The sequence below is a fragment of the Flavobacterium erciyesense genome, assembly GCF_018069925.1.
In the GTDB taxonomy this organism is placed as follows: domain Bacteria; phylum Bacteroidota; class Bacteroidia; order Flavobacteriales; family Flavobacteriaceae; genus Flavobacterium; species Flavobacterium erciyesense.
This window is the reverse complement of sequence record NZ_JAGPXB010000003.1, coordinates 183,625-198,434: the sequence shown is the minus strand read 5'-3', so window position 1 is coordinate 198,434 and position 14,810 is coordinate 183,625. Positions and strand designations below refer to the sequence as shown.

At 34.7% G+C, this 14,810-nt stretch carries 15 protein-coding genes; 7 read left to right on the top strand and 8 right to left on the bottom strand.

From position 1 onward, the window contains the following. The first annotated feature begins 1 nt into the window (after window position 1). Entirely contained in the window at window positions 2-1,177 is a 1,176-nt protein-coding gene (locus tag KBJ98_RS05305) for a Pycsar system effector family protein (RefSeq protein WP_210788598.1), read from the top strand. Between the two features lie 2 nt (window positions 1,178-1,179). Here KBJ98_RS05305 and KBJ98_RS05300 read toward each other — a convergent pair whose 3' ends face one another. From KBJ98_RS05300 to KBJ98_RS05265, 8 genes are all read right to left on the bottom strand, one after another. After that, window positions 1,180-3,543, bottom strand: coding sequence for a GAF domain-containing protein (locus KBJ98_RS05300; RefSeq protein ID WP_210788597.1), 2,364 nt, complete (start codon window positions 3,541-3,543; stop codon window positions 1,180-1,182). A gap of 155 nt (window positions 3,544-3,698) precedes the next feature. Next, window positions 3,699-4,757 (bottom strand): nucleoid-associated protein, encoded by a 1,059-nt coding sequence (locus KBJ98_RS05295; protein ID WP_210788596.1) that lies wholly within the window; start codon window positions 4,755-4,757, stop codon window positions 3,699-3,701. 45 nt (window positions 4,758-4,802) lie between these two features. Then, window positions 4,803-5,162: a four helix bundle protein gene (locus tag KBJ98_RS05290; RefSeq protein ID WP_210788595.1), complete on the bottom strand. Its 360-nt coding sequence runs from the start codon at window positions 5,160-5,162 to the stop codon at window positions 4,803-4,805. A gap of 77 nt (window positions 5,163-5,239) precedes the next feature. Beyond that, window positions 5,240-5,779 carry an IS1096 element passenger TnpR family protein gene (locus KBJ98_RS05285; RefSeq protein ID WP_210788594.1) on the bottom strand — a complete coding sequence of 180 codons (540 nt, stop codon included), beginning with the start codon at window positions 5,777-5,779 and terminating at the stop codon, window positions 5,240-5,242. Between the two features lie 195 nt (window positions 5,780-5,974). After that, window positions 5,975-6,577 carry an HPP family protein gene (locus tag KBJ98_RS05280; protein ID WP_210788593.1) on the bottom strand — a complete coding sequence of 201 codons (603 nt, stop codon included), beginning with the start codon at window positions 6,575-6,577 and terminating at the stop codon, window positions 5,975-5,977. A gap of 300 nt (window positions 6,578-6,877) precedes the next feature. Beyond that, window positions 6,878-7,267: an SMU1112c/YaeR family gloxylase I-like metalloprotein gene (gloA2, locus tag KBJ98_RS05275; RefSeq protein ID WP_210788592.1), complete on the bottom strand. Its 390-nt coding sequence runs from the start codon at window positions 7,265-7,267 to the stop codon at window positions 6,878-6,880. Between the two features lie 47 nt (window positions 7,268-7,314). Next, complete coding sequence (locus KBJ98_RS05270; RefSeq protein WP_166135064.1) at window positions 7,315-7,710, bottom strand: hypothetical protein; 396 nt, start codon at window positions 7,708-7,710, stop codon at window positions 7,315-7,317. Between the two features lie 72 nt (window positions 7,711-7,782). Next, window positions 7,783-8,340: a sugar O-acetyltransferase gene (locus KBJ98_RS05265; RefSeq protein ID WP_210788691.1), complete on the bottom strand. Its 558-nt coding sequence runs from the start codon at window positions 8,338-8,340 to the stop codon at window positions 7,783-7,785. Window positions 8,341-8,619: 279 nt separating this feature from the next. Between KBJ98_RS05265 and KBJ98_RS05260 the strand changes: the two genes are divergently transcribed. From KBJ98_RS05260 to KBJ98_RS05235, 6 genes are all read left to right on the top strand, one after another. Then, a complete protein-coding gene (locus KBJ98_RS05260) occupies window positions 8,620-10,779 on the top strand; it encodes a TonB-dependent receptor (RefSeq protein WP_210788591.1) in 2,160 nt (719 codons plus the stop codon). A 556-nt stretch (window positions 10,780-11,335) separates the two neighbouring features. Next, window positions 11,336-11,956, top strand: coding sequence for a hypothetical protein (locus tag KBJ98_RS05255; protein WP_210788690.1), 621 nt, complete (start codon window positions 11,336-11,338; stop codon window positions 11,954-11,956). A gap of 53 nt (window positions 11,957-12,009) precedes the next feature. Then, window positions 12,010-13,341 (top strand): 2TM domain-containing protein, encoded by a 1,332-nt coding sequence (locus KBJ98_RS05250; RefSeq protein ID WP_210788590.1) that lies wholly within the window; start codon window positions 12,010-12,012, stop codon window positions 13,339-13,341. Continuing rightward, on the top strand, window positions 13,332-13,646 hold the full coding sequence (locus KBJ98_RS05245; protein ID WP_210788589.1) for a 2TM domain-containing protein: 315 nt from the start codon (window positions 13,332-13,334) through the stop codon (window positions 13,644-13,646). Before KBJ98_RS05250 ends, KBJ98_RS05245 begins: the two co-directional genes overlap by 10 nt. Window positions 13,647-13,648: 2 nt before the next feature. Further along, a complete protein-coding gene (locus tag KBJ98_RS05240; protein WP_210788588.1) occupies window positions 13,649-13,957 on the top strand; it encodes a 2TM domain-containing protein in 309 nt (102 codons plus the stop codon). Window positions 13,958-14,023: 66 nt separating this feature from the next. Next, a complete protein-coding gene (locus KBJ98_RS05235; protein WP_210788587.1) occupies window positions 14,024-14,791 on the top strand; it encodes a LytR/AlgR family response regulator transcription factor in 768 nt (255 codons plus the stop codon). The last annotated feature ends 19 nt before the right edge of the window (window positions 14,792-14,810 follow it).

Here is a 14,810-nt window from a genome sequence, read left to right as displayed (position 1 = left end):
CATGAATTTAATAGAACAAGCCAAAGAATTCGTAGAAAAACAGTTCAAAGATAAACTTTCTAATTCATATACCTATCATAATATCAGTCATACAAAAGATGTTGTGGCCGCTGTTGAAATTATTGCTGCACATGAAGGTGTAACGGAGAAAGAGCTAGAAATGTTGCTTCTTGCTGCTTGGTTTCATGATATGGGTTATATTCATGGCTGTCAAAAACACGAAGAGAGTAGTGTAGTGTATTTAAAGGAATTTTTAGCCACACAACCCAACGCGGTTGCTTACAAAGAACAAGTAGCACAACTCATCATGACGACGGTTTACAGCTATGAGCCTCAAAATAAATTAGAAAAAATTATTAAGGATGCCGATTATTACCATCTTTCAAAGCGAGAATATGTAGATTCTTGTGGAGCATTGCGCGCAGAATGGCATAATTTGGATCAAAAAACATTTTCGGATGCAGAGTGGTGGCAAGAAAATTTAAACTTTCTTACCAACAAACACCAATATTATACCACATTTGCCATTACAAATTGGCAACCCTTAAAAGAAAAAAACAAGAAAAGATTAAAAAAGAAAATTGATAAATTGAAAACAAATTCAAAAGAGGAAGTAGTGGTAGCTGCAAACCGTAAAAAAGAGGAAAAACCCGATCGAGCCGTTGATACTTTGTTTAGAGTAACGCTCAACAATCATACGACATTGAGCGGAATTGCGGATAGTAAGGCCAATATTTTGTTATCTGTAAATGCTATTATTATTTCGATTGCGCTTTCTATTTTGATCCCAAAGTTAGATAGTCCTAAAAATGTGCATTTGATGATTCCGACATTCATCATGTTGATGTCAAGTGTTACCACTATCATTTTTGCTATTTTATCGACACGGCCAAAGGTGACGAAAGGCGTTTTTTCGCGCCAAGATATAGAGAATCAAAAAGTCAATTTACTTTTCTTTGGAAACTTTTATAAAATGCCACTCGAGGAGTACCAATGGGCAATGAACGAGATGATGAAAGACAAGGATTATTTATACAATTCAATGATAAAAGATTTGTATTATTTGGGCGTAGTGCTCGAAAAAAAATACCGCCTTTTGCGTTTAACTTACAATTTTTTCATGATCGGAATTATTGTCTCCGTAATTGCGTTTGTCATTGCTTTTAAAATGGCATAACATTATTGAATTTCATCGAGTAAATCTTGATAGGAATACAGTTTCTCTAAAGGAGACGATATGTTGTTGCATACTTTGACACGAATGGCGCGCAAGCCAGAAACACCTTGTAAATCTTCTACTTCAAATTGTTCAATGGTAGGTTCGAGTATTTTTTTAAATTGCAAAAATTTAATGTAGTTGAGGTATTCTTGTTCCTCGTTATTGTGCGAATACACAATTGTAATTTTTTCTTGTCCGGTAATGCGTTCTTCTTTGTTTTTGATGTGTGCTTTGTCAATTCGTTTTTTGACTACTTCATAGCGAGCGTTGTAGGTACCGTCAACATCAAAACGCTTTTCGTCCATTCGAAAACGAATAGAAATAGGAGAGCTAAACACCAATATCAAAGCAGTTACATCCAATTCATAAGGTAATGAAAACTTAAGTTGGTTATGCTCCATAACCATTTCGCACAAAGTTTGTAATTGCCATAATCTCAAATTATGCAGATACAAATTTTCGTAACTTTTGGTTGGTGCAATAGAGGCGCCAATATACAAATTGTGTTCTACGCCATCAGTTTTAAAGCGTTCGTAGTAATGCGGAAAAATTTTCTGGGCTTCTGCTTGTTTAGCATCCAGTAACGAAGCTAATTTTTTATTTACGATGGAAAGTGCATTGTCAAACTTTTTTCGGGAATGGTAAAATAGTCCAGATTTTTCGTCCAAACTCTCAAAATAATTATTGACTTCTATTTGCGTAGCCTCGTTAAAATCGGTAGTTTTTAAAATAGGATGAATCTCATTTTCAATATAATGCTGAATTTGCTGCTCGGTATCTGCTTTAAAGGGCTGATCTAGCTCGGAAATCAGGGTTTGAAGTTCAAATTTTCGTTGTTCTACCAGTACCAAATTAGTACTGGAATTATCATTACTAAACAAGTTTAGGAGCGATTGTATTTGGTTTTTCAAATCATCAGTAACGGTTTTATTGCGATGTTCTGATGAGCCTTTAATGTCAATTTGGCCGTATAGCGGATAGACTTCTTTGAAAACAATTTCTTTAAAAATGTAATCGCGTGTTTGCAATTGCACGTACTTGAGCGCTTCTTTTCTGAATTTCCAATACACACTTTGATGAATTGCGGTGTACTCTCGTTGAATGACTGCCTCGATTTGGTTTTGCATATCAATATTGTAGCGTTCCACGGTATCAATTAAATAAGGCAAAATCAAATCTAGTTTACTAGCATTGATGCTATTTAATGCGCGCGGATTTGCAGAAACGAGTTCTAGAACACCAAGTAATACTCCATTTTTTACAATAGGTGCAAAAACACAACTCTGAATGTTTTGGGATAATAAATGTTGTCCCAATTGTTCATTGCCTGGTATTTGACTAAAATTGGACACATTAGAAATAGATACAATTTGATTATTGGACAACAAATTCTCGAATGAACAGCCCAAGAAGCCATCTTGACAAGCTATTTCCTGCTGTTCATTTAGTATAAAACTATGTAAGCTACTGTCGTTAATGGTAGGCTTTATAAATTGATCTTCTTCCGCATTGTACAAAAGGATTCCTACGCGCAAGTCGGCTATTTTAAAAATAGATCTAAAGATTGACTCAGAATTTTCTTGAATTGCAATTTGTTCTTTATCAGGTTTCAAAAGATTACTTTTTAGCTTTGATATCGAACTTTCTGTTGTAGCATCGAATAAAATGGCAATACCAAATCCTTTTAAAATCCAACTTTCTACTGGGAATTTTTCTTTCCACAAAGCGATGTTATCAAAATTATCCATCAGTAAATCAATATCTTCAGGAGTAATTTCAGGAGCTGAATCCGTTGGTAATATTTCTAAAAAGTCAGCATTGTACAAAATTCGGTATTGGTTCATGATTCCTTTTTTATTCGGAATTTCATAAAACAAAGGTTTATTAAAATCAATCTGCTGACCGTAAATTTCGTTAAGTATGAGCGTACAACTCATTACGTAAAATTGATCGGCATCAAAGTCTTTTATGGCAATATCAAACAAAACACCAGCTTCGTCAACAATTTTTTTAAAACGTTCGGTGTAATTAAAAGTAAAATTTTGAAACGGAATGGCTACTGCTTTAATTTCGTTGTGCGTCAATGCCGTTGGAAACAAATCAGCCAATAAATTTTTAATCAAGGCAGATTTTTCAAAAATCAAATCAAAATCTTCGATCCCGGTTCTAAACTCTGGAAAAGGTGCAATTTCTTGTAAGAGAGCTTGAGCGTAATTGGCTCTATAATCCACATCGCTATTGGCAATTTCTTCTAAATTTTCAATGAGTTTGTGAAAAGAAATTAAGGTTTTGAACGGACTTTCTTTAAAGAAAAATTGCGCCATTTTTTGTGATTTTTTGAAGGGTAAATTTACAAAGAAACCACTGTTTTTCGATGCTAATTAATCATTTTATTTTTCTAAAAAAAATCTCCAAATGCAGTTTACATTTGGAGATATAATGGTATTAAGAGCAAGGATTCTTTTCTTGCAGGCAATTATTAGTTTTTTTCTTCTTTGTTGAAGTAAACCAGGTAATAGTACATTTGTTTTTCTTCGTCCCAACCTTTTTCAACAAATTTTTCAGCACTTTCAGGATTGATAAAATCCATTTTAATTTGAATGTGCGTATCTAAATTGATGACATTTTTTATTGATTTTCTGGCATCAGATACTGCTGCATTCGCAATAGGGAAGGAGGTAACATCCTCAATGCTATATTTCTCGCCTTTGTCGGTTTTGTAGTTTTTAAACTCTGGAATCAAATCTGGATTATCTAAAACTTCATTTAAAAAGTTAGTTTCTTCAAACTGATCGTTTTTTGCAAAATAGTTTACTGATCGGTTCATGAACATCACTTCTTCTTTTTTGTCCTCGGCAGGGAAAACGACATCTTTCGCAAAGTTTTGACAGAATTTCAAATACTTTTTAGTGATGAAATTTTCATCTTCAAAAGCATCTACTGATAAAAAGTGCTCCAACCAGTAGCGTGCGTCATATCGGTTGCTATCTACAGTCAAAATTTTATATCCTTCTTCTTTTTTGTAATTAAAAATCAAACAGCCTTTGTCAAGTTTATTCAAACTTACGCCTTGCTGCAAAATCATTTCTAATTGAGAGGCCTTTTCTTCGAATTGTAAAAAGTCGGCCTGAATTTCACTCTTAAAAATACCGATGGCATCAACTACATTGTTATCAATGCTTAGATTGGTTAAATAGGTTACGTAAACCTCACCATTTTTGATATGCGGGTGATTGGATTGCTCAAACAAATGCGTGGTGATTTTTTTTGAAACCTCGTGAACGCTGCTTGGATTGTCAAATATCTCGGTGGCGTATTTGAACATGTCGTTGTAATCCAAATCGATTTCGTGTGCAAATTGGAAATAATTTTCTTCTTTTTCACGAAACGGTTTAAAGAAAAATTCTTTCATTAGAGGCACAATTTCATCTTGCAACGCATACGGTTGTTCTGATAAAAAAATAGCTTCGTTTCTACTCTTGTTACCCACTCTGTGAATGGATAAATTTTCGATATGGGTGTTGAATAAGTTGATCATTTATTTTTGAGGTGCTAAGTGAAAAGTTGCTGAGTTACTGAGGTTTTAATCTCTTTCTTTAATTTTATTCATGAACGAAACCAGCATTCGTTCAATCTCTCGACTATCTTCGTACAAAGTGTTAAATTCATCTTCGATTAAATAGTCGATGTTTTTTGCTATTTCTAATTGGGTTTGTAATTCAAATAATGATCCAATGGCTATGTTTAAAAAACGCAGATATTCTTTACTACTTTCTCTTCCAAACCCTTCGGCAATGTTGCTCGGAATTGAAACTGAGCTCCGCCTTATTTGTGATGTTAATGCAAATATTTCTTCTTTTGGGAATTTCTTGTTTGATTTATAAATTTTAGTAGTTAATGACATTGATTTTTGCCAAATCAGTAAGTTTCTAAAATTGCTCATGGTGTGAAAATATTAAATTTAGTTCCTGTCAGAACTTAGTACCTCAGAACCTTAAATTCTTAGAAACTTTCTACAAACTAATTCCAATTCTCCTCAAAACCGTAATCTTCAAAACTGTCATCGCCTTCAAACATATCTAAATCATCATCATCAAAACCGTCTTCGAACTCGTCATTGTAATCATCTGCATTATCGGCTTCAAAGTTTTTTTCCATCGCTTCATCGGGCATTTCACCGTGAGAAAATAAAGTTTCAGGATAGAAATTTCCTGCCACTTGCTCTTCAATAGCGGCTAATTCTACTAAAAACGTCCACATGTTAATAAAGTCGTACACGTAAATGATTTTCGTATTTTCTTTATCTAAAATGTCTGACAATTTGTAGTCACTCATGGTTTTTTGTTCGCCAAGAACATCGCCAGTATCAAACATCGGAATCTCTTCTTCTTGATTCCACGTCTCATCACAAGTATAAAAAGAAGCTACTTCCATTCCGTCAAAACCAAAAGAATTGAAAATAGCATTATGTAAATCCTCTAAAGTATCGTCTTCAAGTATTGCAATGTCTCTAAAAATATCTTCCTCGGCGTCTAGAATGACTCTAAATTTATAAACCATAATCGTTGTTTTTATTGAAAGGTCAAAGGTAAAATTTAATTTCAGATTTAAATTTTAGTTTCTCGATTTGTTGATAAGATTTTTGTGTATGTGTCAAAAAGGAGTACACCAATTCCGATCTATTTTTAAGCTAACGAAAAAAAAATAAATCTTGTTTTACTTGCTATCAAGTACTTCCTGTAATTGTTTTTAGGGTTATCGTTTAGTTGTAAAAATAGTTGTCATTCTTTTTCTGAACTGAGGGTATTTTTTGTGATTTGGATATTGTCTGTTTGTCGTCATATTATTAAAAACTAAAGCCACGGCTAGTAAAATAAGTACACCGGTTAAAACAGGTGAAAATACATACCAATAGCCTAAGTTTTTAATTTCACTTGAGCCAGTTACGGCTATCAGCGCGGTTGCGCCGCCAGGTGGATGCAATGTTTTAGTCATTTGCATAAAAACAATAGAAAGGGAAACAGCAAGTGGAGCAGTTAACCAAACGATATCGGGAACGAATTTACAGACAGAAACGCCAATGATTGCAGAAATTAGGTGCCCTCCAATAAGATTTCTTGGCTGTGCCAAAGGACTTTGGATTACACCGTAAACCAAAACGCTCGATGCTCCAAAGGAACCTATTAAATAAACCACGTCAGAGTTTGGGAGTGTGCGAGATTGTAAATAAGCAATTAATCCGATGCCGATAAATGAACCGAGAAAAGCCCAAAAATGCTCTTTGAAATCAACTAAAGTTTCTTTGTACAAAATGTACTTGGTTTTGCGGTAACTCCTTTTTATTTTTTGAACTGCCATTGATGATTTTTTTGCTAAACTTGAAGGAACGGTTTGATTAAAAAAGATTTCGCTATCAGTTTTGACTATATTTTTTAAAAGTAAACCCAAGGTGGAGGATCAAAAACCAAATAATATCCTCGTTATCAAAAGTTTTTGAATATTAAGTCTGTGATAATTCTCTTAAATCGTATGGAAAGAGTAATATGTCAAGTTTCTGCAAATTTAAAAAAACAGAATCGCATTCAACTTAAAAAATGTAAGGACTATTTTCTTTTACGATTTAGATATTATTTTGACTTTTTTATAAATAAAAGTGCTTTATTTTTCATAAAACTCTATCGGTAAACCATCGGGATCACTGATAAAGAAAAAGGATTTATTGGTGTATTCATCAACCCGAATTTCTTCAGCAATTACGCCTTCAAGCAGGCACAAACGGTGAGTAGCTGCAATGTCATTTACCTCAAATGCCAAATGCCTCAAACCCGCTGCCTCAGGACGAGAAAGCCTTTGGGGAGGATTTGGGAACGAAAATAATTCCAATATATAAACGCCATTCAGCGCTAAGTCTAGTTTGTACGATTGGCGTTCTTCGCGATGCACTTCTTGAAGAATTTGCAAGCCGAGAAAATCAGTATAAAATTTTTTGGATTTTTGATAATCACTGCAAATAGCAGCGATATGGTGAATTTTTGAAAGTGAAAGCATAGTAAATAAGCAAAAAAAAGCCCAATCAGTCGATTGGGCCTGGTGTTTTATTTTTTAGAGTCGGAGCACAAACCTACAATTTCATGAAAGGTATCGTGCAATGTAGTAATCGATTTTACGATAGCAGCATCATCGCCTTTGGCTACAACTAATTTGTGTAAGGCTTTGCTTTGCAATTGCAAACGTTCTGCCGAAGCTAAAATAGCATCTGTTCTAAATTCAGTTGGAATATCCGACTTTAATAACGAAGCTGCTTTTTGAACCATTTCTTCAGAGCGCGCCTTGATTGGTGCTAAATTACCTTCTTCGGCTGGATGAAAAGTTTCCGACATTACACCGTGAAATTCTTTAATTGCCGGCCATTTGTCAAATGTACTTTGTGCCGATACTGAACTGGCAACGACAAATAAAGCAAATACCAATACTAATTTAAGTTGTTTCATTTTCTATGTTTTTGTTGTTAGTAAATCAAAGATAGGATTTTTTTGTAGCTGCCAAAAAAAATTATAAAAACCTTATGCTTTTAAATTCCGAATTACTCTCGCAGGATTTCCTACCGCAAGTGAATGATCAGGAATATCTCTCGTAACTACCGATCCTGCACCAATTACACAACCTACGCCGATAGTTACACCAGGACAAATCACACTATTGCCGCCTATCCAGCAATCATCGCCAATAGTTATTGGTAAAGCGTTTTCGAGCGTTTTGCGCAATTCCGCATCAAGTGGGTGCGTAGCGGTGTACAATTGCACGTTCGGCGCTATAAAAACATTCGATCCTATAGTTACCGTAGCGCAATCCAGCACCACACAGTTCACATTAAAGTAAACATTATCGCCACACACAATATTGTACCCGTAATCACAATGAAACGGTGGTTCAATGTATAAGTTGGTCCCTGCATTGGGAATCAATTCCTGAATAATTTCGCGCGCTTTTTTGGTCATTCTATACTCGGTCACATTCAAGCGGTGCAACAATAACTTCGCTCGTCGTCGGTCTTTCACCAAAACCGGATCACCAGCCAAATAATATTCGCCAGCAATCATTTTTTCCTTCTCTGATTTCAAATCCATTTTGTTTCAATTTTTTGGGCGTGCCCTCCGCAAAAGCTCCGGTCGGGCTATCCGTTACAATCTTTCCTGTCCCTTTTTTGCAACGGGTCAGCAAAGGATTTTCACTGCTATCCCTCACGCGACTTTAAGCATACTTATTTTTTGCAACTAGGTAAATATAACCTAAAATTAAAAATTTCACAACTCAGCATCCATTTTCAACAGTTGAGTAAGGTTCTGTTTTCAAAGCTTTTTTTCTGAGATACTTTTGGTTCATCAAATTATCACAACATTATGAAAACCACACTCACATTTTTATTTTTAATAGTTAGCTCGTTTCTTTTGGCACAAAAAACAATATCAGGTAAAGTAGTTGATGAAAAAGGAAAGCCTGTTGCAGGGGCTAATATTTTTATAGAAGGAACCTATGACGGCGCCACAAGTTCTGATTCTGGTAGTTTTAGTTTTACAACCACAGCTACGGGAAATCAAACCTTAGTAGTTAGTTTTTTGATTTACGAAACTTCAAGAACTGCAATTGATGTAGCTACTTTTACTGATAAAACTATTAAACTTCGTTCAAGTGTTACAGCGCTCGATGCCGTTGTAATTACTGCAGGGACATTTGAAGCGGGCGATAAATCTAGAGTTTCGGTTTTAAAACCTCTAGATATTGTGACCACGGCAGGATCAGCAGGGAATATTATTGCGGCTTTGCAAACCTTACCAGGAACGCAAACAGTAGGCGAGGACGGAAGATTGTTTGTTCGTGGTGGCGAGGCTAATGAAACACAAACATTTGTAGATGGGATTCGGGTAGCACAACCTTATGGTGCAACAGCTAACAATTTACCTACTCGTGGCCGATTTTCACCGTTTTTATTTAGCGGAATCGCTTTTTCTACTGGCGGCTATTCTGCAGAATATGGCGAAGCATTATCCAGTGTGTTGTTACTCAATACGCAGGATAATCCAGATCAAAACAAAACCGAAATTAGCTTGATGACCGTAGGTTTAGGAATTGGGAATACCCAAAAATGGAAAAAAAGTTCCTTGAGTGTGAATGCTAATTATTTGAATCTCGCTCCTTATCAAGCTGCGATTCCTCAAAACATAGATTGGAATAGTCCTTTTCAATCCCTTTCCGGAGAAACTGTGTATCGCTATAATTTCAATAATGGTATTTTAAAAGTATACGCTGCATTTGACGCTTCAAAATTTGATATCAATCAAGAAAACATCAATGCTCCAGAGAAGATAAGAGTAGATTTAAACAATAACAATTTTTATTTTAACACGTCTTACAAAGGAGTTTTTGGGAACAACTGGCAAATCACCTCTGGATTGAGTTATGGCTACAGCAACAATGTCATAAACTTAGATTCAGATAAAGTGAACAATGAAGAAAATGCAGCACATTTTAAAGTGAAGTTGAAAAAAAGTTTCTCAGATCGATTAAAACTGTCTTTTGGAGCTGATTATTTTGTTACCCAATTCCATGAGAATTTCAACCAAAATTCAGGTATGGTTTTTAACAGTGGATATGATTCCCACATAGCAGCAGTCTACTCTGAGGCTGATATTTTCTTCTCTAAAAAATGGGCTGCAAAAGTGGGAATACGCGCAGCAAATAACAGTGTCCTAAATGAAAATGCTATTTCGCCTAGAGTTTCTTTTGCATACAAAATGGCTAAAAACAGTCAGTTTTCATTTGCTTATGGCGATTTCACTCAAACTCCTAACGCTGATTATATAAAGTATACCGCAAATTCTCCTTTAGAAAGTGAAAAAGCATCACATTATCTTTTAAACTTTCAGTATGCTAAAAACGGAAAAACCTTTAGAGCCGAAACCTATTACAAAAATTATCGTGATTTAGTAAAATTTGATACTGATGTAGCTGCTTTCAATTCAAATTTTGATAATTCTGGTTCAGGATACGCTACAGGTTTAGACTTGTTTTGGCGCGACAACAATTCAATAAAAAATCTTGAGTACTGGATTTCCTATTCCTACATAGATACCGAAAGAGATTATAGAAATTTCAAGGCCTCAGTCACACCAAGTTTTGTTGCTGATCACAGCTTGTCTATCGTTACGAAATACTTTATTACAAACTGGAAATCGCAAATAGGATTTACGAATTCCTATAGTTCAGGTCGACCGTACAACAATCCCAATGAAACAAAATTCATGAACGGTAAAACGAAAGATTTTAACAATTTAAGCTTTAATTGGGCGTACTTATTGGCTCCACAGAAAATTTTATATTTCTCTGTCTCAAATATTTTAGGAACTCAAAATGTATTTGGGTATGAATACGCCAAGAATCCAAACAGTGCTGGAATTTACAATAGAAGAGAAATCATTCCAACCGCAGATCGTTTTTTCTTTGTAGGTTTCTTTTGGACCATCAGCAACGATAAAAAAGACAATCAGTTAAGGAATTTATAGAGGTTCAAAGTCGCAAAGATACTGAGGTACTAAGCCTGCGAATCTTCAAATTTATTACTTTGAACCTAAGAACCTTTACAACTAGACAAAGAGGTTCAAAGTCGCAAAGATACTGAGGTACTAAGCCTGCGAATCTTCAAATTTATTAGTTTGATCCTAAGAACCTAAGAACCTTTGCAACTAGACAAAGAGGTTCAAAGTCGCAAAGATACTGAGGTACTAAGCCTGCGAATCTTCAAATTTTTTACTTTGAACCTAAGAACCTTTGCAACTAGACAAAGAGGTTCAAAGTCGCAAAGATACTAAGGTGCTAAGCCTGCGAATCTTCAAATTTATTACTTAGAACCTAAGAACCTTAGCACCTTTGTAACTTAAAAACACAACTCATCCATTAAATTCTACAGTTCGGTAGGAATCAATTTTTAAGCTGTAAAAAGCAATCTACTTTTGAAGTGTAATTAAAACAAAGCGTTTCAAACATCATATCAAATAATCTTAAAATCAAAAAATTATGAAAACAACAATGAACCAAAATCCAATTAAAACAACTAAAGTTATGAGTAAAATTATTGTTACCATCGTATTGTTTATAAGTTCTTACGTTTCGGCTCAAGGCCAATTTGAGCAAGGTATGGGTAAGGCACTTCAATTGTGGGGTGAAGGAAAAAGTACCGAAGCATCCTCTTTATTTGAAAGAATTGCTGCTGCCGAAAAATCAAGCTGGTTGCCTAATTATTATGTGGCACTGGTAAATACAAATGCAGCTTTTAGCACAAAGGATAAAGAGCAAGTAAGTTTATTGCTTGATAAAGCTCAAAAAGCCCTTGATGTTGAAATGGATAAAAACCCTAATAATGCAGAGTTGCTTGTTGTTCAAGCCATGATTCATACCGCCTGGATTGCTTTTGATCCCATGACAAACGGACAAAAATTAGCCGGACCTGTAATGGAATTGTACGCAAAAGCAAAGACACTTGCTCCTGAAAACCCAAGAGTTGTGTTTTGCAAAGCCGAATTTGAAATAGGCGGAGCGAAATTCTGGGGAACGGATACGAAACCAATGTGTGCGCAAATTGAAAAAGCTATTGGACTTTTTGCTACTTTTAAACCTGAAACAGTTTTTTCACCTTCATGGGGATTAGAAAGAGCACAAATGGCTCAAAAAAATTGTAAGTAGTATAAAAACAATTGACGTTGCTGTGGCTAGCAGGAAACTAAAGAATTTATAAAATGAACTTATTTCTTCAACAATTACAAAAAGCACTCAAACTAACCTTGATAATTTTTGTCTTAATGCAATTATTTACGGTAGTTATGGGCGGCACAATAGGTTTTAACCAGCGTTTACTAACTCATTTTTTGTTCACTGCTTTGTATACACTTGCTTTATATGGTACCAATGCAGTGTTTTTTATAAAATTAGATGCACTCTTTGTGGAACGTTTTTCTAAAAAGAGGTTGTTTGTTGGTTTCGCGGGCTCGGTTGTCCTGTCTTTAATCGTAATTTTTTTATTACACTTGTTTGAAGAAGTAGTTTATGACAACAAAAGTTTGCAAGAGTTTTTGGAAAATGAAAAACCAGAGAATTACATTGTATCCAGTATCATAACTTTTTTTGTTACGCTAACAATTCATGCCGTTTATTTTTACAAAGCGTATAATGAGAACAAAGTCAAGGAACAAAAAATTATTGCAGGTACAGCCAATGCCAAATTCGAGAGTTTGAAAAACCAAATTGATCCGCATTTTTTGTTCAATAGTTTGAATGTTTTGAGTTCTTTAATCGAAGAAAATCCTGAAAATGCACAGCGTTTTACAACCTCTTTATCTAAAATTTATCGATATGTTTTAGAACAAAAGGACAAAGAACTTGTTAGTGTTGCCGAGGAATTGGCTTTTGCCAAAACCTATATGAATTTATTGAAAATGCGATTTGAAAACAGTATTAGTTTTCAATTGCCAACAGATTTTGAAAATACAGAGGCTAGAGTAGTGCCGCTTTCCTTGCAATTATTGCTAGAAAACACCATCAAGCACAATGTAGTAAGTGAAAATAAACCATTGCAAATTACCATATTCATTCAGGATAATTACCTGGTAGTTCAAAATAATTTGCAAAAAAAAGAAGTATTACAAGACCGTCAAGGTGTAGGATTGCAAAACATTGTAAGCCGTTATGCCTTGCTATCAAAGAGAAAAGTTTTAGTAGAACAAACGGAAACACACTTTAAAGTACTGATCCCTATTTTAACCAAACAAATAGCCGCTATGGAAACAAATACAATTAGCAACGAAAATTTGGCGTACGCAAGAGCTAAAGAAAGAGTAGAAAAATTAAAAGGATTTTACGGAAATTTAATTTCGTACTGTATTGTAATCCCAATTTTAATCATCGTTAACCTGAGTTCGCCACATCCTTTTCAATGGTTTTGGTTCCCGCTTTTAGGCTGGGGAATGGGACTTACATTTCATGCACTCGAGACCTTTGGGTATGGTAAAAATTGGGAAGAACAAAAAATTCAACAGATTTTAAACAAAAACAAAACAAACAAATGGAACTAAATAAACCAAATAATAGCGAATTTGAGCAGTATCAAATCGCTAAAAAACAAGTGGAGGAATTAAAAGGGTTTTATTCACATCTTGCTGCATTTGTACTTGTAAATGGAATTCTGATCCTAATAAATTTTAGATATTCTCCAAACTATTTATTTTTCCTTTGGACTTTCGGAAGTTGGGGAATTGGACTTTTATTTCACGCCATTAGAGTTTTTAATTGGATTCCGTTTTTTGGACAAAACTGGGAAGAAAGAAAAATTCAACAATACATTCAAGAAGAGAAAAACAAAACTAATACCTACGAGTAATCATGACTACAACAGATCAAATAGCATACGATAATGCACTAAAAAGAGTTCGAAAAATTAAAGGTTTTTATACGCACCTCATTGTTTACATTGTAATCAACGTAATGATTGTAGTGTTGAACATACAAAATCTGAAGTCTGACGAAAGCTATTTTCAATGGGGAAATTTTGCAACTGCAATTTTTTGGGGAATTGGTTTGGCCGCACATGGATTATCGGTTTTTTTACCTCCAGTATTTTTAGGCCGCGATTGGGAAGAGCGTAAAATCAAAGAACTAATGGAGAAACAAAAAAACTCGAATTGGGAATAACTAAATTCTTATTTTTACTCAGCAATAAAAGCTAAAAAATCATTTATAAAGCAAGCATAACCATTCATGACAACATTAATTATAGAAGACGAAAAACCAGCAGCACGACTTTTGCAACGTAAAGTAGAAAAGTTAGGTGTGCAAGTGCAAACGATGCTTCACTCTGTAGAAGAAGCTGTAGAATGGTTTTCTACAAACGAGCATCCCGATTTGATTTTTCTAGATATTCAGCTATCAGACGGATTATCGTTTGAGATTTTCGAAAAAGTTGAAATTAAAAGTGCTGTCATTTTTACAACGGCTTATGATGAATATGCCTTGCGAGCTTTTAAATTGAATAGCATTGACTACCTCTTGAAACCAATTGATGAAGATGATCTTGAAGTTGCGGTAAGTAAATTCAAATCATTGTTGCCTAAAGAAGTAGTGTCTACTCCAAACTTAGGAATCGATTTTGAACAAATCAAAAAAATGTTAGCAAATCCGTTTGACAAAAGTTACAAAAAACGCTTTACTGTAAAAATTGGTCAGTATTTAAAAGTGGTGGCGGTTGACGAAATTGAATGTATTTTTAGCGAAAACAAAGGAACCTATTTGCATACTATTGACAATCGGAATTACTTGATTGAGTCTACTTTGGAGCAACTTGAGCAAGAATTAGATCCTAAAGATTTTTATCGCATTAGCCGAAAATTTATTGTGCCAATGAAAGCCATTAAAGAAATTGTCATGTATAGTAACTCGCGCTTGCGCGTTGTGCTACCTACGTACAAGGATGATGAGGTAATTGTAAGCCGCGAAAAAGTGGCTGATTTTAAAAATTGGTTGGGATAAAAATAGCTTAGTTAGGATA